Annotated in this window: 15 protein-coding genes; 6 read left to right on the top strand and 9 right to left on the bottom strand. The window is 71.1% G+C overall.

The features are described from left to right. The first annotated feature begins 141 nt into the window (after positions 1–141). On the top strand, positions 142–2847 hold the full coding sequence (locus AA23TX_RS48095; RefSeq protein WP_196425955.1) for a cellulose binding domain-containing protein: 2706 nt from the start codon (positions 142–144) through the stop codon (positions 2845–2847). Positions 2848–2906: 59 nt separating this feature from the next. On the opposite strand, the gene AA23TX_RS48090 is transcribed toward AA23TX_RS48095, so the two are convergent. Continuing rightward, the gene (locus tag AA23TX_RS48090) at positions 2907–4397 is read right to left on the bottom strand and encodes a cellulase family glycosylhydrolase (protein WP_155549725.1); all 1491 of its coding nucleotides are present in this window, start codon (positions 4395–4397) and stop codon (positions 2907–2909) included. A gap of 423 nt (positions 4398–4820) precedes the next feature. Between AA23TX_RS48090 and AA23TX_RS48085 the strand changes: the two genes are divergently transcribed. After that, positions 4821–5972, top strand: coding sequence for a cellulose-binding domain-containing protein (locus tag AA23TX_RS48085; protein WP_155549724.1), 1152 nt, complete (start codon positions 4821–4823; stop codon positions 5970–5972). On the opposite strand, the gene mgrA is transcribed toward AA23TX_RS48085, so the two are convergent. Then, positions 5969–6964, bottom strand: coding sequence for an L-glyceraldehyde 3-phosphate reductase (gene mgrA / locus AA23TX_RS48080; protein ID WP_155549723.1), 996 nt, complete (start codon positions 6962–6964; stop codon positions 5969–5971). The genes AA23TX_RS48085 and mgrA overlap by 4 nt on opposite strands. 35 nt (positions 6965–6999) lie before the next feature. Next, complete coding sequence (locus AA23TX_RS48075) at positions 7000–8193, bottom strand: AGE family epimerase/isomerase (protein ID WP_155549722.1); 1194 nt, start codon at positions 8191–8193, stop codon at positions 7000–7002. Between the two features lie 166 nt (positions 8194–8359). On the opposite strand from AA23TX_RS48075, the gene AA23TX_RS48070 reads away from it, so the two are divergent. Further along, positions 8360–9421 (top strand): lytic polysaccharide monooxygenase auxiliary activity family 9 protein, encoded by a 1062-nt coding sequence (locus tag AA23TX_RS48070; RefSeq protein WP_155549721.1) that lies wholly within the window; start codon positions 8360–8362, stop codon positions 9419–9421. 24 nt (positions 9422–9445) lie between these two features. On the opposite strand, the gene AA23TX_RS50665 is transcribed toward AA23TX_RS48070, so the two are convergent. After that, on the bottom strand, positions 9446–10711 hold the full coding sequence (locus tag AA23TX_RS50665; RefSeq protein WP_230863129.1) for a LacI family DNA-binding transcriptional regulator: 1266 nt from the start codon (positions 10709–10711) through the stop codon (positions 9446–9448). A 137-nt stretch (positions 10712–10848) separates the two neighbouring features. On the opposite strand from AA23TX_RS50665, the gene AA23TX_RS48060 reads away from it, so the two are divergent. Together AA23TX_RS48060 and AA23TX_RS48055 are read left to right on the top strand one after the other, a co-directional pair. Then, positions 10849–12120, top strand: coding sequence for an ABC transporter substrate-binding protein (locus AA23TX_RS48060; RefSeq protein ID WP_155549720.1), 1272 nt, complete (start codon positions 10849–10851; stop codon positions 12118–12120). Between the two features lie 120 nt (positions 12121–12240). Beyond that, positions 12241–12765: a GNAT family N-acetyltransferase gene (locus AA23TX_RS48055; protein WP_155549719.1), complete on the top strand. Its 525-nt coding sequence runs from the start codon at positions 12241–12243 to the stop codon at positions 12763–12765. Here the strand turns inward: AA23TX_RS48055 and AA23TX_RS48050 are convergent. The 5 genes from AA23TX_RS48050 to AA23TX_RS48030 form a co-directional block, all read right to left on the bottom strand. Beyond that, entirely contained in the window at positions 12762–13523 is a 762-nt protein-coding gene (locus AA23TX_RS48050) for a GH12 family glycosyl hydrolase domain-containing protein (RefSeq protein ID WP_155549718.1), read from the bottom strand. The genes AA23TX_RS48055 and AA23TX_RS48050 overlap by 4 nt on opposite strands. A gap of 82 nt (positions 13524–13605) precedes the next feature. Continuing rightward, on the bottom strand, positions 13606–15414 hold the full coding sequence (locus tag AA23TX_RS48045) for a glycoside hydrolase family 6 protein (RefSeq protein ID WP_155549717.1): 1809 nt from the start codon (positions 15412–15414) through the stop codon (positions 13606–13608). A gap of 26 nt (positions 15415–15440) precedes the next feature. Continuing rightward, a complete protein-coding gene (locus AA23TX_RS48040) occupies positions 15441–16961 on the bottom strand; it encodes a cellulase family glycosylhydrolase (protein ID WP_155549716.1) in 1521 nt (506 codons plus the stop codon). A gap of 10 nt (positions 16962–16971) precedes the next feature. Beyond that, positions 16972–19851, bottom strand: a complete 2880-nt coding sequence (locus tag AA23TX_RS48035; RefSeq protein WP_230863128.1) for a glycoside hydrolase family 48 protein — start codon at positions 19849–19851, stop codon at positions 16972–16974. Positions 19852–20390: 539 nt separating this feature from the next. Further along, positions 20391–21386 (bottom strand): LacI family DNA-binding transcriptional regulator, encoded by a 996-nt coding sequence (locus AA23TX_RS48030; RefSeq protein ID WP_155549934.1) that lies wholly within the window; start codon positions 21384–21386, stop codon positions 20391–20393. 255 nt (positions 21387–21641) lie between these two features. Here AA23TX_RS48030 and AA23TX_RS48025 point away from each other — a divergent pair, with 255 nt between their 5' ends. Next, positions 21642–22943 carry an ABC transporter substrate-binding protein gene (locus AA23TX_RS48025; protein ID WP_155549714.1) on the top strand — a complete coding sequence of 434 codons (1302 nt, stop codon included), beginning with the start codon at positions 21642–21644 and terminating at the stop codon, positions 22941–22943. Positions 22944–22945 lie beyond the last annotated feature (2 nt).

Below are 22945 nucleotides of genomic sequence, written 5' to 3'. Positions count from 1 at the left end.
CCCTTTCCCCTGAGGCATTCAATCCACTGTGGACAGACCACTCCGGTGAAATCGTCGAAGCGTTTGACCAGGCATGATCCCTGGTTTACGGTCGCCCTGGAAGCGCTCCCAGAATTGTCGAGACAACCTGTGGAGGCAGACGTGCGCAGCACGCGTTCCCGATCACCGAGACGACTGCTGGCGGGCACGCTCGCCTTCGTCGTGCCGGCCGCCATCGCGGTCACCGTCGCCACGGCGCCGGCGTCCCCCGCCGCCCCCGCGCCGTACACGTGGCGCAACGCGGAGATCGGCGGCGGCGGGTTCGTCCCCGGCATCGTCTTCAACCAGGCCGAGCCCGGCCTGGCCTACGCCCGCACCGACATCGGCGGCGCGTACCGCCGCAACGCCGCCACCGGGCGCTGGATCCCGCTGCTGGACTCGGTCGGCTGGACCGACTGGGGCCACAACGGCGTGGTCAGCCTGGCCACCGACCCCGTCGACCCGAACCGGGTCTACGCCGCGGCCGGCATGTACACCAACAGCTGGGACCCGAACACCGGCGCGGTCCTGCGCTCGGCCGACCGCGGCGCCACCTGGCAGGCCGCGGCGCTGCCGTTCAAGCTCGGCGGCAACATGCCCGGCCGCGGCATGGGCGAACGGCTCGCGATCGACCCGAACCGCGACAGCGTCCTCTACCTCGGCGCCCCGAGCGGCAACGGGCTCTGGCGCAGCACGGACTCCGGCGTCACGTGGGCGAAGGTGACCGCCTTCCCCAACCCGGGCAACTACGCGCCCGACCCGGGCGACCCGTCGGGCTACTCCAGCGACAACGAAGGCGTCACGTGGGTGACGTTCGACCCGTCGACCGGCACCCGCGGCAGCACCACGCAGACCATCTACGTCGGCGTGGCGGACAAGGCGAACACCGTCTACCGCAGCACCGACGGCGGCACCACGTGGGCGCGGCTGGCGGGCCAGCCGACCGGGTTCCTGGCCCACAAGGGCGTCCTCGACGCGACCGGCGGCTACCTCTACCTCGCGACCAGCGACACCGGCGGCCCGTACGACGGCGCGAAGGGCGACGTCTGGAAGTACGCCACGAAGACCGGCGCCTGGACGCGGATCAGCCCGATCGCCTCCGACAGCACCGACGACTATTTCGGCTACAGCGGCCTGACGATCGACCGGCAGCACCCGAACACGCTGATGGTCGCGACGCAGGTGTCGTGGTGGCCGGACGTCATCTTCTTCCGCAGCACCGACGGTGGCACCACCTGGACCCGGATCTGGGACTTCACGAGCTACCCCGACCGGTCGCTGCGCTACACGCAGGACATCTCCTCCGTGCCGTGGCTGACCTTCGGCGTCCAGGCCGTTCCCCCGGTGCCCTCGCCCAAGCTCGGCTGGATGACCGAGTCCGTGGAGATCGACCCGTTCGACTCGAACCACCTGCTCTACGGCACCGGCGCGACCGTCTACGGCACCTCCGACCTGACGAAGTGGGACAGCGGCGGGAAGATCACGATCAAGCCCGACGTCGGCGGCCTCGAGGAGACCGCGGTCCTGGACCTGATCAGCCCGCCCGCGGGCGCGCCGCTGATCTCCGGCCTCGGCGACATCGGCGGGTTCCGGCACGACAGCCTCGACGCCGTCCCGGCCACCATGTTCACCTCGCCGGTTTTCACGACGACGACCAGCCTGGACTACGCCGAGCTGGACCCGGCGACGATCGTCCGCACCGGCACGCTCGACCGGAGCGCCCGGCCGAACGACAACCGGATCGCCTTCTCCACCGACGGCGGCAAGAACTGGTTCCAGGGCGCCGAACCGGGCGGCGGCGCGAGCGGCGGGACGGTGGCCGCGGCCGCCGACGGCAGCCGGTTCGTGTGGAGCCCGGACGGCAGCGCGGTCAGCTACTCGGTGGGCTTCGGCTCGTCGTGGACGGCGTCGGCCGGCATCCCGGCGGGCGCGGTGGTCGAGGCCGACCGCGTGGACCCCAAGCGGTTCTACGGGTTCGCGGCCGGCCGGTTCTACCTCAGCACCGACGGCGGCGCGACGTTCACCGCGACCGCGGCGACCGGGCTGCCCAGCGCTTCGGTGCACTTCAAGGCGATGCCGGGCAAGACCGGTGACGTCTGGCTGGCCGGCGGCTCCGGCACGACGTACGGCCTCTGGCACTCGACCGATTCCGGAGCGTCTTTCACGAAGCTGAGCGGGGTCGCCGAGGCCGACAACATCGGGTTCGGCAAGGCCGCTCCAGGCCGGACGTATTCGGCGTTATACACCATCGCGAAGATCGGTGGGGTGCGTGGGATCTTCCGGTCGGATGACGCGGGGGTGTCGTGGACGCGGGTCAATGACGATCAGCACCAGTACGGCAACATCGGGGCGGCGCTGAGCGGGGATCCGCGGGTGTTCGGGCGGGTGTACGTGGGGACGAACGGGCGGGGTGTGATCGTCGGGGAGTCTTCCGGTGACCAGCCGCCGCCCACGACGACGACGACTTCTTCCCCGCCCACCACTACTACGACCACTCCGGTGCCGTCTTCGTCGTGCACGGCGGCCTACACCGTCACGAACCAGTGGCAGGGCGGTTTCCAGGCGGGGGTGAAGGTCGGGAACACCGGAGCCGCGCCGGTGGACGGCTGGACGGTCACCTGGTCGTTCGCCGACGGCCAGCGCGTGTCGCAGGCTTGGAACGCGCAGGTGACGCAGGCCGGCGTGGCGGTGTCGGCGGTCGACGCGGGGTGGAACAAGACGATCCCCGCGGGCGGCAGCGCGGAGTTCGGCTTCACCGGGACGTCCGGCGGCACCAATACGAAGCCGGCCGCGATCAGCCTCAACGGGAAGGCCTGCACCACGTCCTGACGGGGAACGGGAACGGGGCGGCGGAAGGATCCGCCGCCCCGCCCCCACGCCCGGTCCCGTCAGCCGGCCGCGAGGAAGTGGGCGCGGATGCCCGCGCCGAACGCCGTCGGCGTGCCGTCGTAGGCCGAGATCAGGGCCGGGCCGGTGCCGCAGTTCCAGGTGTTCCAGGTCCAGCCGAGGTAGGACGCCTGGTGCCGGTCGAGCCAGTCCATCAGGCCGGTGACGTAGCCGCTCGCGCAGTCGTTCTCGCCGATCTCCCCGGCCACCAGCGGCACCGCGGCGGCGACCGGCGCGAGCTGGCTGTCCCAGCAGGACGACGAGCTGCAGGTGTTGAAGTTGTACGAGTGCCAGGACGCGGCCAGGTTGCCGGCCGGGTCGTTCGGCTTGTACTGCAGCCAGCCGGTGAGGTCGTTGGAGTAGGCGAGACCGCCGAGCATGATCACGTTGGTGGCGCCGGTCGCGCGCACGGCGTTCACCAGCGTCTGCATGCCCGCCACCGGGTAGCCGATGCCGGAGCACGCGGAGCCGCCGTCACGCCAGCACGTCCACGCCTGGGCCGAGCCGGACACCGCGCGGTCGAGGTAGGGCTCGTTGAACAGGTCGAGGATCGTCGCGTTGTCGCCCTTGAACGTGGTCGCGACCGAGGTCCACAGGTCCACCGAGTGCTCGGTGTCGGTCATCGGCTTCTGGCAGGTGGCGTTGACGTCGCTGCACGCGGAGGAGTTTCCCGTGTAGACGCCGTGCGTCCAGTGCAGGTCGAGGATCGCGACCAGGCCGTTCTCGTGCAGCAGGTCCACATAGGACTTGATCGCCGCGCGGTAGGTGGCGCCGGCGTACCGCGGGTCCACGTCGGACAGTCCCAGCCAGCAGTCCTCGTTGAAGGGCACGCGCACGACGTTCGCGTGCCAGCTCTTGATCGCGGCGACCGACGCCGCGTCCATCGGGCCGTCGAAGAGGCCGTTGCCCTGCACGCAGGCGAACTCGCCACCCGAGCGGTTCACCCCGCGCAGGGTCACCGGGGTGCCCGCGGCGTCGGCCAGCCGGTTGCCCGAGACGTGCAGCTGGGGCGCACCGCTCGGCGGCGGCGTGGACGGTGTGGTCGGGGTGGTGGTCGGTGTGGTGGTCGGCGGCTGGGTGCCGCCGCGCGGTTCGCCGTTCACGCTGAACGACGTCGGTGCCGCGTTGGCCCCGCTGTAGCCGAAGTTGGCGCCGGCGGTGACCGACGCGTTCGGGGCGATCGTGCCGTTCCAGGTCGCCGGGGTGAGCGTGACGGTCTTGCCGGACTGCGTCCACGTGCCGTTCCAGCCCTGCTGGAGCTGCTGGTTCCCGGTGTAGGCGTAGCTGATCCGCCATCCGGACAGCGGCGCCGTTCCGAGGTTCTTCAGGCTGAGGTTGGCGGTGAAACCGCTTCCCCAGTCGTTCACCGTGTAGCCGACCTCGCAGGCCGTCGCCGCCGAAGCGGGTGATGGTGTGCCGAGCGTGAACGCCGTCGTCGCGCCGACGACGGCGAGCGCGCTGACGGCGCCGAGCAGTGCTGGTCCGGAACGCATCGATCACTCCCTTGATCCTGAACAGTCATGAGAGCGCTCCCAGCAGCGCTGGACAGCACCCGGCTGCCCGAGGCGCTGTAAACCCCGCCGTGATCTTGGGCAGGAATTCCCGGAATCCACTCCAACGGCGGCGTCGGGGCCCACCGGCCGGTGGCACAGCGCGACCACGGGATGCCCTGCCTCCCAACGGCTTCGGCCGTTCAGGAGCGTTCAGTTGCCCTCGACCACGACCGACGCACCGGAAAACGGACCACCGGGTCGGCTCGCGTCCGGGTCGCGCTTTACAACGACGACACACCGGGGTTACCTTTCCGGCGGCTGGAAGCGCTCCCATGCCAGGTCGCCTCATCAGAACGCGGCCACCACCCAGGGGCGCCGTGGCGCGAGCCGCGGCGCCCCTGTCCGCGTCCCCGGGAGGCCCCGATGCACAGGTTCGCCGCCGCCCTCGCCGGACTCTGCCTCGCGGCCGCCGGCACCACCGCGGTCGTCGCGGCCGGACCGGCCGCCGCCACACCGGCGTGCGAGGTCGGCTACCGCGTCAACCAGTGGCAGACCGGGTTCACCGCCGAGATCACCGTGACGAACGGCGCCACCGCGCTCACTTCGTGGGCGCTCACCTGGCACTACTCCGGGAACCAGTCCGTGACGTCGGCCTGGAACGCGACCGTCCGCCAGTCCGGTGCCGCGGTCACCGCGGAGAGCCTGCCCTACAACGCCGCGCTGCCCGCCGGCGGCACCGTCTCGTTCGGCCTGCAGGGCACCTTCAGCGGAACCAACGCCGAGCCCGCGGACTTCGCGCTCAACGGCGTCGCGTGCGGGGACACCGCTCCCCCGGCGACGACGACACCGACGACCCCTACGACGCCGACGACCACCACGTCCGCGCCACCGCCCGCCGGGTGCGGGGCCGCGACGTTCTGCGACGACTTCGAACAGCAGACGGGCAGCGTCCCGGCCGGCCGGTGGACCGTCGGCGCGGCGAACTGCCAGGGCACCGGCACGGTCACCGTCGACACCGCGGTCGCGCACGCGGGCACCCGCTCGGTGAAGGTGGCCGGCGGGGGCAACTACTGCAACCACGCGTTCTTCGGGACGAGCGTGCCCGGCTCCGGTGTGCTGTACGGCCGGTTCTGGGTCCGCCACACGACCCCGCTGCCGGCCGGGCACGTCACCTTCCTGGCGCTGCGCGACACCGCGGACGGCGGCCGGGACCTGCGCGCGGGCGGGCAGAACCGGGCCCTGCAGTGGAACCGCGAGTCCGACGACGCGACGCTGCCCGCGCAGAGCCCGGCCGGCGTCGCCCAGAGCGTCTCGCTGCCGACCGGCACCTGGTCCTGCTTCGAGTTCGAGATCGACGGCGCCGCCGGGCAGCTGCGGACGTGGCTGGGGTCGGCCGAGGTGCCCGGGCTCGTCGTCGACGGCGTGCCCACCCCCGACGTCGACCAGCAGTGGCTCGCCCGGACCTGGCACCCGGCGGTGACCGACCTGCGGCTCGGCTGGGAGAGCTACGGCTCCGACGCCGACACGCTCTGGTTCGACGACGTGGCCGTGGGCAGCACCAGGATCGGCTGCTAGGCGGAGACGATCTGGTCGATCTCGGCCAGCTCGTCGTCGGAGAACTCCAGGTTCGCGGTCGCCGCGACGGTGTTCTCGAGCTGGGCGACGCTGCTGGCCCCGATCAGCGCGGAGGTCACGCGGCCCCGGCGCAGCACCCAGGCGATGGCCAGCTGGGCCAGCGTCTGCCCGCGCCGCTTCGCGACGTCGTTCAGCGCGCGGATCGTCGCGAGGGTCTCCTCGGTGAGGCGGTCCGTCGTGAGGAACGGGCTGGCGCCGGCCGCCCGCGAGTCGGCGGGGACGCCGTCGAGGTAGCGGTCGGTCAGCAGGCCCTGGCTCAGCGGCGAGTACGCGATCGAGCCGACGCCGTGCTCGTCCAGGGTGTCCAGCAGGCCGTCCTCCACCCAGCGGTTCAGGATCGAGTAGGACGGCTGGTGGATCAGCAGCGGCGTGCCGAGCTCCTTCAACGCGGCCAGCGCGGCCGTGGTCTGCTCCGGCGAGTAGTTGGAGATGCCCGCGTACAGCGCCTTCCCGGACCGGACCGCGGTGTCGAGGGCACCCATGGTCTCCTCGATCGGCGTCTCCGGGTCCGGGCGGTGGGAGTAGAAGACGTCGAAGTGGTCCAGGCCGGTGCGGGCCAGGCTCTGGTCCAGGCTGGCCAGGACGCTCTTGCGCGAGCCCCACTCGCCGTACGGGCCGTCCCACATCAGGTAGCCGGCCTTGGACGACACCAGGATCTCGTCGCGGTACGGGCGGAAGTCGGCGGCGTAGTGCCTGCCGAAGTTCGCCTCCGCCGCGCCGGGCGGCGGGCCGTAGTTGTTGGCCAGGTCGAAGTGCGTCACGCCGAGGTCGAACGCCCGGCGCAGCACCGCGCGCTGGACGTCGAGGGGCTTGTCGTCCCCGAAGTTGTGCCAGAGGCCCAGCGACACCGCGGGCAGCTTCAGCCCGCTGCGCCCGGCCCGCCGGTACGGCATGCCCGCGTACCGGTCTTCGGCGGCGGCGTAAGGCGACATGGTTCTCCTCGTCGGCGTGGGGTTTCGCGCGCAGTCTAGCCGTGGGTGATCAACGCGCCGGCGAACGACGCGGCGGCCGGCAACGCGGGCAGGAGGGTCGCCTGGTAGGCGTGGTAGATGTCCGGTTTCCCCGCCCAGACCGCCGCCGCGGGGCGGTTCTCCGGGTCCAGCTCGTGGTGCCAGGAACCGAGTTCGCGGTCGACGAAACAGGCTTCGGCGTGGTCGCACCACTCGCGGAACCGGTCGAGGTAGGCCGCTTCGCCGGTCTCCTGGTGGAGCGTCCACGCGGCGGCGATCGCCTCGGCCACGACCCAGTGCAGGCGGGTGCGCACGACCGGCGTCCCGGCGAAGTCGGTGGTGTAGACGAATCCCGGGCGGCCGTCGACGGCCCAGCCGTGGCGGACGGCCGTCGCGAACAGCGCCTCGGCGTCCGGGACCAGCCACTCCGGCGCGTCCGCCCCGAGCGCGCGCTTGAGGTGCACGGCCAGCCGCGCCCACTCGAAGAGGTGGCCGATGGTGGCGCCGAACGGCCGGAAGGGATGGGCGGGCTCGGCCCGGTTGTGCTCCAGCTCGACGTGCCAGCCCGCGTCGTAGTGCTCCGGGAGCAGCCAGCCGTGCGCGCGGGCTTCGCCGTGCACCAGGTGGTCCACAATGGACAGCGCGCGGGTCGCCCAGACCCGGTCGCCGGTGACGTCGGCCGCGGCCAGGAACGCCTCGACCGTGTGCATGTTGGCGTTGGCCCCGCGGTAGTCCTCCAGGTGCGTCCAGCCGCGGTCCCAGACGTCGGCGACGCGGCCCGCGCCCGGCTCCCAGAAGCGGCGTTCGACCACTTCCAGTGCTTCGGCGAGCAGCGGTTCCGCGCCCTCGGCGCCGGCGGCGACCGCGCTCGACGCGGCCAGGACGACGAAGGCGTGCTCGTAGGCGCGCTTTTCTGACAACGTTGTCGTCGCGTACCAGCCGTCGTGGTCCGGGTCGCGCAGGACGCCGGTCAGCGCTTCGACGCCGTGCGCGACCTGCGCCGCGGTCGCCGCGCCCTGGAGCTGGGCCAGCGCGAAGACGTGCGTCATCCGGCAGGTGATCCAGGTTTCGACGGGCCGGTCGAGGACCGGCCGCCCGGCGTCGTCGAGCCAGGCGAAGCCGCCGGCGGGGTGGGCCGCGTCGGCGGCGAAGCCGAGGAGCCGCGCGGGTTCGGCGCGCACCCAGGCGGGAACCGATGACGGACTGTCCACTCTCTGCCCTTCTCCACGGCCGGCCCGGTGATCGGCTCCCTCCGCCAAGGTAGGCCACGGCACCGCCGGTCGTCACCGCGGGATTCCGGAAGCGACCCCCACCGCGTATCCTGATCGTGAGAGCGCTCCCAGTCTTCGACGCACGCTACCCGACGAAGGGACAGACGTGACCAGGAGACGAAGTACGATCCTCGCCGCCGTCACCGTGTTGCTGGCGAGCTTGACGGTCATCCTGCTGAACACCGGCACGGCCGAAGCGCACGGGGCCATGATGAAACCGGGCAGCCGGACGTTCCTGTGCTGGCAGGACGGGCTCAGCTCGACCGGCCAGATCATCCCGCAGAACCCGGCCTGCCAGTCCGCGGTGGCCACGAGCGGCGCCAACTCGCTGTACAACTGGTTCGCCGTGCTGCGATCCGACGGCGCCGGCCGCACGCGCGGCTTCATCGAGGACGGGAAGCTGTGCTCCGGCGGGAACCCGGGCTACGCCGGGTTCGACCAGGTCGGCGACTGGCCGCTGACCCACCTCACCGCCGGGGCGACGTTCGACTTCTCGTACAACGCGTGGGCCGCGCACCCGGGCTGGTTCTACACGTACGTGACGAAGGACGGCTGGGACCCGTCGAAGCCGCTGACCTGGGACTCGCTTGAGGACCAGCCGTTCCTGACCGTCGACCACCCGCCGGTGACCGGCCAGGTCGGCACGGTGGACGGGCAGTACAAGTGGACCGGCGCGCTGCCCTCGAACAAGTCCGGGCGGCACATCATCTATTCGGTGTGGAAGCGCTCCGACAGCGCCGAGACGTTCTACGGCTGCTCGGACGTGACGTTCGACGGCGGGCACGGCGAAGTGACGGGCGTGCACCAGCCGGGCAGCCCGACGACCACGCCGACGACGCCGACGACCACCCCGTCGGGCGGTGGCTCGTGCATGGCGATGTACGAGGTCACGAACGCCTGGAACGGTGGCTATCAGGCCACGGTGACGGTGATGAACCACGGCACGGCCGCCTACCGCGGCTGGCAGGTGGGCTGGACGCTGCCGGCGGGCCAGACGATCGGCAGCGTCTGGAACGGGACGTTGAGCCAGTCGGGTTCGGTGGTGTCGGTCCGCAACGCGGACTGGAACGGCGCGGTGGCGCCCGACGGTTCGACGACGTTCGGCCTGGTGGTGAAAGCGCCGGGGACGAACCCCGCTCAGCCGACGCCGACCTGCCAGGGCACCTGATCCGAAGGTGCGGCACCGGTCCCGTCAGCGGGCGGGACCGGTGCTGCCGCGGGTGACCAGCCGCGGCCGCGAGGCCCAGACGTCACCGACGTCCTGCCCGGCGATGAGGTCCCGCAGCATGGAGGCGGCGAGCCCGCCGAGCTCCACCAGCGGACGCCGGATCGCGGAGAGAGCGGGACGGACGAGGCTGCAGAGGGCGGAGTCGTCCCAGGAGACCACGGAGAGATCCCGGGGCACCTCGAGCCCGAGCTCCCGAGCGGCGGCAAGCGCGGCGACGGCGAGCGAGTCGGTGTCGCAGAGGACGGCGGTGGGCCGGGGACGAGCGGTCAGGATGTGCCGGAGCGCGTCCGGCGAGGGTTCGATGTGGACGGTGGGGCGGCGGGACCGGTTTCCCGAGGGCGGGGTGGGTCGGGCGCCGGAGGAGTCCAGGCGGTCTCGGGAGGCTGGCGGGCGGATTCCCGTGCCGGCGGCCGGATCCGGGCCGGGGAGGTCTCGGCCGGCGGCGGCCCGGCCCGGACCACCGCGATCCCCCGAACCGGCAGCAAGACCCGCACCGAAACGCCCGCCTGGGGCCCACGAACCGCCGGTCACCGGACCGTCGCGATCGACCGCACCCACGTTCGACCGCCCGGCACCCCGGGGACCCGGGAAACCCCGCGTCCCCGCCGAACCGGCACCCGCGGTCCCCCCGCCGGTCAATCCCAGCCGGCGGGCCTCGGTCGTGAAGGCCCTCCCGCGCTCCCCCTCCTCCGAGAACGCCGCCGCCCCCGCGATCCGGACCACGTGCCGGTGTCCCAGGGCCGCCAGGTACTCCAGGGCCTCCGCCGCGCCCGCCGTGTCGTCCAGGCGGACCGACGGCACGCCAGGCAGGCCGCCCGGCCCGCCGAGCACCACCGCCGGCAGCCCGATCCGGACCAGCTCCGCCGCGCACCCCGGCCCGGTGAGCAGCACGCCGTCCACCTTGCGCTCGGCACGCCAGCGGCGGTGGACCGCCAGCGCCGCCTCGCGGCCGGGCACGACCTGCACCAGGAGCTCCTGGGAGAACCCGTCCAGCAGGGCCGGGACGACCAGCTCCGACGGCCCGTCGAGCACCAGCCCGATCGCCCCGGCGCGGCCGCCGGACAGGGCGCGCGCCGTGCTGCTCGGGGACCACCCGAGCTCCCGCGCGATCCGCGTGATCCGGTGCCGGGTCGCCTCCGAGACACCCGGGCGGCCGTTCAGCGCGTAGGACACCGCGCCCTTGGACACGCCCGCCTCGCGCGCGATGTCGGTGATCGTCGGACGCTTCATCGCCGTCCTTCCCGGTGCGCAAGCGTGTCCGCCCGGACACCCGCCGTCGCGCACCTTGACACCCGGTGGCCCCGGAAACAACACTCCGTCCGGGAGCGCTCCCAATCACGAGGGCGTGATCTGCGGAGGGGCAACGCATGAGGCTGATCCGAAGACGGCTGGCCTTCGCCGTCGCCGTCGTCCTGCTCGTCCTCACCGGCGGCTGCGGCCCGGCGACGCCCGAGCGCATCACGCTCACCCTGGCGACGTTCGGCGAGTTCGGCTACGACGACCTGATCCCCGGGTACCGGTTCACCCACCCCGGGATCGACGTCCGCCAGGTCAAGACCGACCAGGGCGGCCCGTACCACCAGGACCTGCTGGGCAAGCTGCAGAGCGGGCAGGGCCTCGCGGACGTCCAGGCCGTCGAGGAAGGCCACCTCTCCGACGTCCTCGCCCAGGCCGCGAAGTTCGCCGACCTGGCCGAGATCGGCCCGCCCGACGTCAAACCGGGCCGGTGGCTGGAGTGGAAGTACGAGGCGGGCCGCAGCAAGGACGGCAAGCTGATCGGCTACGGCACGGACATCGGCCCGCTCGCGATGTGCTACCGCAAGGACCTCCTCGAGGCGGCCGGGCTGCCGACCGACCCCGGTTCGGTCAAGACGATGTTCGCGACCTGGGACAGCTACTTCGAGGCCGGCGCGAAGTACGTCAAGCGCTCCAAGGGGAAGGCCTGGTTCGACTCGGCGGCGCAGAACTTCAACGCCATGGTCAACCAGCTCCCGGTCGGCTACCTCGACCGCGAAGACCGCCCGACGCTCGAGACGAACACCGCGCTCCGGGAGGCCTGGGACCAGGTGACCACCGCCGTGAAGCAGGGGCAGTCGGCCGGGCTCACCGCCTTCGCCGACGACGGCAACAACGGCCTGCGCGTCGGCGCCTTCGCGACGAAGGTCTGTCCTTCGTGGATGCTCGGCGTCATCGAGCAGCAGGCCGGGCTCGGCAACGCCGGCAAATGGGCGATCACCGACGCGTTCCCGGACGGCGGCGGCAACTGGGGCGGCTCCTACCTGACCGTGCCGGCCGCGAGCGAGCACCCGAAGGAGGCCGCCGCGCTCGCCGCCTGGCTGACCGCGCCCGAGCAGCAGCTGCACGCGTTCCGGGCGAGCGGGAACTTCCCCAGCCAGATCGAGGCCTTCACCTCCCCCGACCTGCTCAGCGAGATGAACGGCTACTTCGGCGGCGCGCTGAGCGGGCAGGTCTTCGTCGCCCAGGCCCGGAAGGTCGGCAAGCCGCAGTACAAGGGCCCGGGCGACGGCAAGATCCAGGAGACGGTCGTCGCGCCCGCGCTCAAGGCGGTCGAGCGGGGGGCCGACCCGGCCGCCGTCTGGCAGCAGGTGCTCGTCGGGGTGCACCAGGTGGTGCCGTGACACTTTCCCAGGGGTGGACACCCGGCGTCTCCTGTCTGTGGTCCGGACACAGTGGACCGGCCACGGTGTCCGTTCGAAACGCGGTCGCGCACCACTCCCCCGGTCCGGCACCCTGACCCGATGACGACTCCCGACCTCACCCCGCTCGCGGGCCACCGCGTCCGGCACCCCGGCCCGGACGACCACCTGCCCGTCCTCGCCGTCCTCGACACGTGGTGGGGCGGGCTCGGCGGCGACGAAGGCTCCCGCCAGCGGGCCCTCCTGCTGCCCAAGCTGATGTTCCAGCACTTCACCGGCAGCAGCTTCCTGGTGACCGCGGACGACCGGATCGTCGCGTTCCTGATCGGGTTCCTCTCGCCGTCCCGGCCGGCCGAGAGCTACATCCACTTCGTCGGCGTCGACCCCGCCGAGCGCGGCAAGGGTCTCGGCGCCGCCCTGTACGAGCGCTTCTTCGCCTACAGCCGCGCGCACGGGCGCAGCACCGTCCGCGCCATCACGTCGCCGGTGAACAAGGGTTCGCACGCCTTCCACACCCGGCTGGGGTTCGTCACCGAAGCGGGCCCGAAGGAGGTCGGCGGACTGCCGGTCCAGCCCGACTACGACGGGCCGGGCCTGGACCGGCTGTCCTTCCGCAAGGACCTCTAGCCGGACACGCTGAACGAGCGCACGCCCAGCCCGGTCTGGCCCTGCCACGGCTCGAACCCGAACTGGACGCTCGTCAGGTACCAGGCGTCGCTGATCTTGCCGCGGTTCACGCCGTCCCTGGTGAAGTCGGACAGGTTCACGTCGAGGCTGTCGGTTCCGGAGTTCCGGACGTAGGAAATCACGTTCCAGCCGATGTTCCCGAACCAGACGGTCCACGTCGCGCCGGCGAGCTGGGCGGTGCCGATCACGCTGCCGACCGGCTGCGGGGCACCCCGGTGGTTGCCCCAGATCATCACCTCGGCGCCGGTGTTCTGCCCGGACGGGTTCGGCGAAGGGTCGTACCAGACGTCGTAGGCGGCGTCCCACTGTCCCGCCTGGACGGTCGTGTAGTCCACATGGGACCGCAACGAGCCGAGCGACCGGACCTGGCGGGGCAGGCCGCTGCCGGAACTGCAGTTGCCGTAGTGGCAGCCGGCGTAGACGGACGGGTAGCTGCCCGGGGCCCCGTTCGTCGGACGGTTGTGGGACGCCGTCGTGACCGTGAAGCCGCTCGCGGACACCGACAGGCACTGGGTCGTGTCGTCGCCCCAGTTGTTGTTCTGCACGATGTACTTGCCGCTCTGGATGCGCAGCGAGCCGTACTTGTCGCACAGCTGCGTGTCGGCCGCGGCCGGTGGGGCGGTCAGCACGACGCCGCCGGACAGCAGCACGCTCGCGGCCCCGAACGACGCCAGTGTGGCTCGTAGCCGGTTCTTCATGCGAACTCCTCTGCTTACGAAGGGACAGGTGGAGACCCGGGCCGGACGGCGGCTGCGCGGCACCGCCCGGCCCGGGAGCCTTTTACGAAACCGGCGGGTAGGCGTTCTGGACCAGCTCTTCGAACTGGGCCTGGAACCACTTGCCCGACAGCGGCGAGTTCGGCAGGGCGCCGGTCAGGTTGCCGCCGTTGGCCTGGTCGCTGCCGTGGTAGGTCGGGTCGCACATCCGGTCGAAGCCCTTGCCCTCGTCGTTCGGGATCTGCGAGCTCGCGCCGTCGGACTCACCCGGCGGCTTGATCCAGACGTAGGCGTCGAAGTGCGCCGCGGGAGAGGCCGTGGGCCGCAGGCCCAGCCCCGCACCGCTCTGGTTGCACCAGTTGCCGCGGTGCAGCCGCCGGTCGATCCGGCCCGAGTTGACGTAGGCGTCCACAGTGGATCCGGAGGCGCCGCTGGGCCGGGCCGAGCCGCCCCAGCCGTTGCGGGAGGTGTCGACCAGCATGCCGATGCCGCTCGGCAGGCCCGCGGAGACGAACGCGTTGTACATCGCCGTGGCGAACGGCACCTCCGCGAAGTACGGGTTCCACTGGTAGAACGTCGCCGACCGCAGCGGCTGGCCGCCGACGTTGAGGCTCGAGTCGGGCAGGTTCGGCTCGGTCAGCGGGGTGTAGTTCGCCGTGTCGCTGATGAAGCCGTCGATGCTGTTCACCCCGGCCGTCGTGCCCTGCAGCGTCTGCTTGACCAGGTTCACGAACGGCTGGAAGTTGCTGTCCCAGCCCAGCCACGCCGAGTGCGCGATGTCCAGGTAGTTGTAGACGTTGGAGATCGCGTGCAGCTTGTTCAGCGCGTACTGGATGCCCTGGGTGTACGCGCCGGTGGACTGCGCTTCGGCGCACTTGGCCGTCGCGGTGTTGGTGATCAGGTTCGGCAGCGAGTCCGGCTCGACGACCGCGACGACCCGCAGCGGCGCGTACTTCGCGTCCGAGAGGATCGAGGCGATCGGGTCGATGTACTCGGACTTGTACCGGGCCAGGCCGTTCGAGCCGGCCTGCAGCTCACCGTTGGACGCCAGCGCCGCGCAGTCGCGGTTCGGCAGGTCGTACACGACGATCTGGATCGTCACCGGCGTGCCACCGCTGACCTGGCTCAGCGCGGCGTCGAGGTGCCCTCGCAGGCCGCGGGCACTCGAGGTGCCCTCGATCGCCGCGATCCGGTCGAGCCAGACGGCGGTGGAGGTGTTGGCCACCTTCGCCATCTGGGCGCCGAGCGTGCCGCCCTTGGCCGCGGCCGCGGCGGACACCTCGGCCGACCAGTCCGGGTTCACGTACCCCTTCGAGCCCGCGTACGGGTTGTCGACGTGGGTGCCGGGCTGCGGCGTGGTCGTGGTCGTCGGGGTGGTGGGCGTGGTCGGGGTGGTGGGGGTCGTCGGCGTCGTGGGCGTGGTCGACGGGCCGCCCGTGCTGCCGTCGCAGACGACGCCGTTGAGCGTGAACGACGTCGGGGCGGCGTTCGACCCCGAGTACTGGCCGTTGAAGCCGAGGCTCGCGGTGGCGTTCGTCCCCAGCGTGGCGCCCCAGGACGGGTTCTTCGCGCTGACGTGCTTGCCGGTCTGGGTGAACGTCGCGCTCCAGCCCTGCTGGACCTGCTGGTTGCCGCCGAAGTCCCACTGGAGGTCCCAGCCGGACGTGATCGGGTCACCCAGGTTGGTCACCGTGATGTTCGCGGTGAACCCGGGCTCGTACAGGTTGGTCGCGTAGGTGACCTTGCAGCCGGTGGCGGCGACCGCCGGGCTGCCGCCCGCCACCAGCAGCCCGGCGACGACCGCGGCGGCCGTCACCGAGGAAGCCGCGGCGAGCCGCACCTTCCTCTTCGGGTTCCAGAATTCACTCTTCATCGAGTGTGCTCCTTCGTGTTGTCGGGTCAGGCGCTGCAGGGGGTGGAACCGATGGCGAAGCCGCTCGGGTTACCGGTCGAGGCGCCGGTCGCCTGGAAGCCGATCGACGTCGAAGCGCCGCCGGCCAGGTCCGGCGCCCAGGTGGGCGCCTTGGCCGTCGCCTGCTGGCCGGACTGGGTGACGGTGGCGCCCCAGCCACCGGTGATCTGCGTCCCCGACGGCACGGTCCAGCCGAGCGCCCAGGTCTTCAGCGGCGAGGTGCCGGTGTTCTTGAGCGTCACGGAGGCGACGAACCCGCCCTGCCAGGCGTTGTCGACGTGGTAGGTGACCGCGCAGCTCACCGCGGGCGGCGGATCCGTCGTCCCGCCACCCGAGCCCACGGGTGGGATCAGGTACGGCTGCAGGATCGCCTGCTTGGCCTGGTTGACCGTCGTCCAGTCGTCGTTGAGGATGCCGCCGGTGTCACCGGAGTTGGGGTTCCACGACCAGTACGTGAAGCTCATCCCGGTCGCGCCGGTGCCGGCGTACTTCATCAGCTCCTGCAGCCAGGTCTTGTCGCGCGGGTCGGCGAGGGTGGTGCCGAACTCGCCGAGCAGCACCGGCGCGATGTTCTGCTTCTGCAGGTAGCCGAAGAAGTGGTCCCAGAGCGCCGGCAGGTTCGCCGGGAACGACGGGTCGGAGAACCACGGCTGGGCGAACACCGACGTCGCGTACTCGTGGGCCGAGTAGACGAGCTTGTCCGGTTTGGACAGTCGCACCGGGAACTGCCGCGCGCCGGAGAGGTTGCCGCCCCACCAGCCGCACTGCGGGTCGCCGGTGCCGCTGACGCAGTCGACGCCCTCGACGATGACCAGCCAGTCCGGGTTGGCCGCGAGGACGGCGTTGCCCCCGCGTTCGGCGGCCAGGCGCCAGTCGGTCGCGGTGTCGCCGCAACCCCAGCACGCGCCGCCGCCACCCTGGATCGAGTGCGGCTCGTTGTGCAGGTCGGCGCCGATCACCGTGGTGTTGCCCTTGTAGTGCTGCGCGAGCATCGTCCAGTCGGACAGCCAGCGGCTCTCGGGATACGCGCTGGTGTACCAGAGCGGGGACTGCGCGCCGGAGTCCGGCCGGTGCTGGTCGAGGATGACGCGCATCCCCTTGGTCCCGGCATACGCGATGATCTTGTCGAGCACCTGGAGCCCGGAAAGCCCTTGCAGGTCCGGGTTCTGGACGGCGTCGATGCTGTTCGGCTTGACGCCGGCGTCGAAGAGCTGGTTGGAGTACGGGAGCCGCAGCGTGTTGTAGCCGAGGCCCGCCATCTGGTCGAGCATGTCCTTGTAGTTGCGGCTCCACAGGCCGTGCGGCGAGTAGTTGCCGGTCTCGGCGCCGAACCAGTTGACGCCGGTCATCCGGACCGGCGCGCCGGTGGCGTCGACGAGCTGGGAGCCCGACGCGTGCCAGTACCCGGTGCCGGTCCCGGTTGCCTGCGGGGCCGCGGTGGCCGGGGACGCCGTGAGAACGGCGCCCCCGACCAGTGCGGCGACCGCGAGGGCGAGCAGTCGCTTCATCGAGTGCCTTTCAGCCGAACAGGGCGACGTGCGCGGCGAACGCCGTGGCGATCTCCGACTGCGCCCAGAACCGGTGGTAGGTGAACGTCGGCGCGGCGCCACCGTCCAGGTAGGACTGGACCTTCGGCCACTGCGGGTCGCTCTTGTAGAACGACCGGATCGACTCGAACGTGGAGCTGGAGTTGATCGCGTCGCCGTTCGGCATCGTGCCGGTCCACCCGGTGGGCACGTACAGGCCCTGGTCGGTGGTGGCGTTGTAGGCGTCGTCGAACCGGTTGTAGTCCGTCCGGGTCTCCGGCACCGCGATGCCCTTGGTGTCGGTGTTGGCCGACAGCGCGGTGAGCAGCTGCTCCCCGACCGTCTTCGCCTGGGCGTTGCTCGACCCCGACGCGTAGTAGAGCAGCGTCTTGGCCAGCGAGGCCGCGACCCCGACGTCGTTGCTGTAGTTCTTCACCGTGACGTGCAGGCCGGTGTTCGCCCCCGGGCTGGTGGCGTTCCAGGTGTCCGGCGCGCCGCTCCAGGTCAGGTCGGCCGGGATCTGGAAGCTCCCGCCGGCGCCGACCGTGGTGTTCGCGATCGCCCACGGGACCCACTTGTCGAGGATCTTCTTCGCGCGGGCGTCGCCGGTCGCCTGGTAGTACTCGGCGATGCGTTCCATGCCCCAGGTCTGGAAGCCGAACCACTGGTTGCTCGGCGGGTCGTGCCAGACCGGTTGCTGGTCGTAGAACATCCCGTAGAAGGTCGGCGTGCCGGACGGCGGGGTGCCGTACTGGCCTTCCCAGCTGTTGGTCGCGCCGCCGGCGAGCCCGCCTTCGGACGACTGCAGCCACTGCAGGAACTCCATCTGCCGGCCGAGGCTGGTCGCCCAGTCCTGCGCGCCGGTCGCCGAGGTGACTTTCAGCCCCGGGTCCGCCGACAGCGCGTACGCGGCCAGCGGGTTCTGGTAGCCCTGGTGGGCCGCACCGTCACCGATGCGCCAGGCCCAGGCGCTGGACGAGTCCATCGAGCCGCCCCAGGCGTAGTACCAGGAGACGAGGTAGTGCTCGCTGTCCTTGCCGGTGCCCGCCGCGCAGGTGGACGCTCCGACGCAGTTGCCGATCTTCTTGAAGTACTTGTCGAACAGCGAGTACCGCAGGTAGTCGCCCATCTTCGACGCCTTCTTCACGACGGCCGCGACGTCGGCGCTCTTGCCCTGCGCGCCGGCCCACTTCTCGGCCTGGAAGGCCACCTGCACGGCGCGGGCGTCCGCGTCGGGCGCGTCGGTGTACTTCCACTGCTTGGCGTAGGACGAGTCGCCGGTGAACAGGTCGAGGTAGCCGTTCTTGCCGCCGAACTTCAGGATGTCGCAGCTGGGCTGGGTGACCGTCTCCCAGACCGACTCCTGCGAACCGCGCTGGAAGGTGTTGATGAACGCCGGCGCGGTGTTCGTGCCGTCCTCGCAGTGGCCGAACTTGTAGATGTTGTCGACGTCGAGCAGCCAGTGCATGCCGTAGACGTCCGCCGAGCCGTAGGCCGCCTTGAGCTCCGCCGCGATCGGGTCGGCGCCGACCGACACGCCGGACTGCAGCTGTGACGGGTACTGCTTCGGGCTCGGGTACTCGGCCGCGTAGGTGGCCGGCTTGCTCGCGTTGTAGCCGGAGTTGCCCGGCTGGTCGGCCGCGGACGGGATCGCGTACGTCTCGATCGACGTCCAGGCCTGGTTGAACGGGGCCCAGTCACCGGTGACCCGCCCGTAGGACGCTTCCAGCCACAGGTAGTAGCTGAACGCCTCCGACGTCGTCTCGTGGCCGTGGTCCGGCGCCTCGACGATCAGCGTCTCGATCGAGTGGTAGGGCACCAGGATGTTCCCGAACTTGCGGAAGTAGCCGTTGTTCGGGTCCTTGATCTTGTTGTACTGGGTCAGGAACGCGAGCTGGTAGTCCGAAGTGGACGACGAGATCTCGTTGACCGTCACCGTCGCCGCGGTGTAGCCGCTGCTGCTCGCGGTGAAGGTGGCGCTGCCCAGCGCTCCCCCGTTGTCGGCGCTCTGCACGGTGACGTTCTGCGGAGTGCTCCAGTTCGCCGTCGTGAAGGTGAGGCTCGCGGGGCCCGCGGTCAGGTCGGTGCTGCCCGCCGTCCTGGCCACCGCGACGGTGACCGCCGCGGTGGGCGCGCCGGCGAGGCTGACGGCGAACGTCGTCGTCCCGCCCTGCTTGACCTGCGCGGTCGCCGGCGTGGCGACGATCGTCGGTCCGGAAAGGACCTTCACGCTCACCGGGCTGGACGTCGTGGAGGCGTTCTTGTTGTCGTAGGCCTTGGCCGTGATCGAGTACGTCCCGGCCGGGACGCTGCCCCAGCTGCCCTCGAACGGTGCGGCCGTGTCGGTGGCCAGGAGGGTGTCGCCGGCGTAGAACTCGACCTTGCTCACCGTGCCGTCGGCGTCGGCGGCCGTGGCGGCGAGCGGGATGGTGGCCGGGGCGTAGTAGGTGCCGGAGGACGTCGGCGCCGTCAGGCTGACGGTGGGGGCCTTGTTGGCGCCGGTGCACGCGGTGCCGTTGACGGAGAAGTCGGTGGGCGGACGGTTGGCGGAGCCCTTCGAGCCGTTGAAGCCGAAGCTCGTGCTGGCACCGGTGTCGAGGTGGCCGTTGTAGGAGAGGTTCGTCGCGGTGACCGCGGCGCCGGTCTGGGCGAAGGTGGCGCTCCAGCCCTGCTGGACCTTCTGGCCGTCGAGGAACGTCCAGCCGACCTTCCAGCTGTCGAGCGGCGCGCCGTCGTTGCGCAGCGAGACATTGGCGGTGAACCCGGTGTCCCAGTCGTTGGTGGTGTAGGTGACGGAACAGGCGACGTCGGCGGCGAGCGCCGAGGAGGGGACGACCAGCGCCGCGGTGAACGCGACCACGGCCGAGGCCATGCTCAGCGCGCGGCCGCGTAACCAGCGCGTTCGGCGCACAGGGCGCCATCGAGGAGAGGAACGCATGGCTTCGGAACTCCTTTGTCCGTAGGGAGCCAGCGATCTGGGAGCGCTTCCAGGCGCAGACGGTAGCCAGCCGGAAACGTGGATGTAAAGAATCGAGTCAGAAGGACACCGCGGACGAAGACGTCACACCTACGCTCCCGGCTCGGCCCGGCCCACTGAACACTCCTGAACAGCCGCGGCCAATGGTCGCCACATCACTCGAACGGCCCAGCGGAACGGTCACGCGCCGTGTCGAGGAAACGCCGTTTAGCGCCAAAGGCGTGCACCTCAGCCGGGATCGCTCCCAGCCACCGGTGCCTGACGCCGTGTCGACCCCGCAATCACGCGTGTCGACCCTTCAGTCACGCGTGTCGACTCCCCGATCACGCGAGCCGACCCTCGGGACACGCGAGTTCGCCGACCGGTCCGTGCGGCAAGGGTCGACACGCGTGATCAGGAGGTCGACACGCGTGATTGGGGAGTCGACACGGGGGTCAGCTCGAGGCGCGGACCGCCAGGGAGACCGGGAGGATCTGCTGGCGCGGCTTGAGGCTCTGGTCGTCGAGCAGCTGCATCAACGTCTCGACCATCGCGTGGACCTGCTCGCGGGGGTCCTGGTGGACCGACGTCAGGGGCGGGTCCATCGCCGGGGCGAGCGTGGCGTTGTCGTCGAAGCTGACCACCGCGACGTCTTCGGGGATGCGGCGGCCGGCCGAGTCCAGCGTGCGCAGCGCGCCCACCGCCATCATGTCGCTCGCGACGAACACCGCGTCGAGGTCCGGGTGCCTGGCCAGCAGGGCGGACATCGCGTTCGCGCCGCCGGACAGCGTGAAGTCGGCCTCTTCGGCCAGGTCGGCGGGGTCGAGCCCGGCGTCCAGGAGGGTCTTGCGCCAGCCGGCGAGCCGGTCGATCGGGGCGCTCTGGTCCTGCGGCCCGGCGATCGTGCCGATCCGCCGCCGCCCGGACGCGACCAGGTGCTCCACCGCCAGCCGGGCGCCGCTCTCGTTGTCGAAGTCGACGACGTGCACGCCGCGGCGGATGCCGGCCGCCTGCCCGCCGAACACCACCGGGATGCGCAGCAGCCGCAGCGCCTTGGGCAGCGGATCGGCCCGGTGCGGCGCGAACACCAGCGCGCCGTCGACGTGGCCGCCCTCGAGGAACCGGACGGTCTTGCTCAGGTCCTCGCGCGTGTCGCTGAAGATGAGCACCATCTGGCGGCCGACGTCGGCGAGCTCGCGGTAGCCGGCCCGCATGACGGCGGTCCGGTACGGGTCGTCGAGGAGGCGGGCCTCGGGCTCCGAGAGGACCACGGCGACGGCCCCGGTGCGCCGGGTGACCAGGGAGCGAGCCGCCTGGTTCGGGGAATAGCCCAGGTCACGGGCGGCGGCGAGGACCTTCTCGCGCGCCGCCGCGCTGACGTACGCGTCGTCGTTCAGCGCACGTGACGCCGTAGACCGCGACACGCCGGCGAACGCCGCGACGTCCTCCAGCGTCGGCCGCTCTTCATCCCCTGCTCGAGGCCCCACGGGCACCGCCCTCACTCACCACAACCACCCTGACGCCGACAGCTTAACGGTCACGCAGGGCGATGTCCGGGAGCGCTCCTCGCAGGAAACGCTCCGGTTACGACCCCTTGACACCGGTGAGACCCCCAAGCAGACTCTGCGACACCTGGGAGCGCTCCCAGATTGATCGGGCTCCCAGCAGTGAGAGCGCTCATTCCCGTCAACAAGGTGGTTGGACACGTGAGAACGATCCGGAACGGCCTGGTCCTGGCACTGGGCATCACGATGACGGCGCTCGGCGCCACGGCCTGTGGTGGCGGCGGTGACGCAACGCCCCCCGCCGCCGGTCCGAACGAGCACGTCGACCTGACGCTGGCGACGTTCACCGAGTTCGGCTACGAGGCCCTCATCCCGGAGTACGAGCGGCTGCACCCGAACATCAAGATCACCCACCGCAAGACCGGCCAGGGCGGCCCGTACCACGAAGAGCTCGTCACCAAGCTCGCCGCCGGCTCGGGCCTCGCCGACGTCACGGCGCTGGAAGAGGGCCACCTGTCCGACTTCCTCGACAAGGGCTCGAAGTTCAACGACCTGAGCAAGATCGGGCCGGCCGACGCCTCCCCCGACCGCTGGCTGAGCTGGAAGTACGACGCCGCCAAGACCAAGGACGGCAAGCTCATCGGCTACGGCACCGACATCGGCCCGCTCGCCATGTGCTACCGCAAGGACATGTTCCAGGCCGCCGGCCTGCCGACCGACCCCGAGCAGGTCAAGCCGCTGTTCGCCACCTGGGACAGCTACTTCGCCGCCGGCGCCGACTACGTCTCCAAGACGAAGGGCAAGGCCTGGTTCGACTCGGCCGCGCAGAACTTCAACGCGATGGTCAACCAGCTCCCCCAGGGCTACATCGGCAACGACGACAAGCTCGCCGTCGAGGGCAACCAGGGCATCAAGGACGCCTGGACGAAGGTCACCGACGCCGTCGCCAAGGGCGAGTCGGCCAAGCTGACCGCGTTCAGCAACGAGTGGAACACCGGCTTCAAGCAGGGCGCGTTCGCCACGAAGGTGTGCCCGGCGTGGATGCTCGGAGTGATCAAGGAGCAGGCCGGCCCGGAGAACGCGAACAAGTGGGCCGTCACCGCGGCCTTCCCCGGCGGCGGCGGCAACTGGGGCGGCTCGTACCTGACCGTGCCGACGCAGTCGAAGCACCCGAAGGAGGCCGCCGAGCTCGCGGCCTGGCTGACCGCGCCGGAGCAGCAGATCAAGGCGTTCCAGGCCAAGGGCACCTTCCCGAGCCAGGTCAAGGCCCTGTCGGACCCGGCGCTGCTGAGCCAGACCGACGCCTACTTCGGCGGCGCGAAGGTCGGCGAGCTGTTCGCCGAGCAGGCCAAGAAGGTCCAGAAGCCGCAGTACAAGGGCCCGGGCGACGGACAGATCCAGGAGAACGCGTCCAGCCCGGCCCTGCAGGCGGTCGAACAGGGCAAGTCGGCGGCGGACGGCTGGAACCAGATGGTCGACGCCGCGAAGAAGATCACGCGCTGAGC

Source organism: Amycolatopsis camponoti, from assembly GCF_902497555.1.
Lineage (GTDB): Bacteria > Actinomycetota > Actinomycetes > Mycobacteriales > Pseudonocardiaceae > Amycolatopsis > Amycolatopsis camponoti.
Note: the sequence above shows the minus strand (reverse complement) of the source record. Positions and strands in the feature narration are given on the sequence as shown.

Excerpts from the sequence above, each read along its gene's own strand:
- AA23TX_RS48045 (WP_155549717.1), bottom strand. The coding sequence starts at position 15,414 with ATGAAGAGTGAATTCTGGAACCCGAAGAGGAAGGTGCGGCTCGCCGCG.
- AA23TX_RS48090 (WP_155549725.1), bottom strand. The coding sequence starts at position 4,397 with ATGCGTTCCGGACCAGCACTGCTCGGCGCCGTCAGCGCGCTCGCCGTC.
- AA23TX_RS48035 (WP_230863128.1), bottom strand. The coding sequence starts at position 19,851 with ATGGCCTCGGCCGTGGTCGCGTTCACCGCGGCGCTGGTCGTCCCCTCC.
- AA23TX_RS48085 (WP_155549724.1), top strand. The coding sequence starts at position 4,821 with ATGCACAGGTTCGCCGCCGCCCTCGCCGGACTCTGCCTCGCGGCCGCC.
- AA23TX_RS50665 (WP_230863129.1), bottom strand. The coding sequence starts at position 10,711 with ATGAAGCGTCCGACGATCACCGACATCGCGCGCGAGGCGGGCGTGTCC.
- mgrA (WP_155549723.1), bottom strand. The coding sequence starts at position 6,964 with ATGTCGCCTTACGCCGCCGCCGAAGACCGGTACGCGGGCATGCCGTAC.
- AA23TX_RS48060 (WP_155549720.1), top strand. The coding sequence starts at position 10,849 with ATGAGGCTGATCCGAAGACGGCTGGCCTTCGCCGTCGCCGTCGTCCTG.
- AA23TX_RS48055 (WP_155549719.1), top strand. The coding sequence starts at position 12,241 with ATGACGACTCCCGACCTCACCCCGCTCGCGGGCCACCGCGTCCGGCAC.
- AA23TX_RS48050 (WP_155549718.1), bottom strand. The coding sequence starts at position 13,523 with ATGAAGAACCGGCTACGAGCCACACTGGCGTCGTTCGGGGCCGCGAGC.
- AA23TX_RS48040 (WP_155549716.1), bottom strand. The coding sequence starts at position 16,961 with ATGAAGCGACTGCTCGCCCTCGCGGTCGCCGCACTGGTCGGGGGCGCC.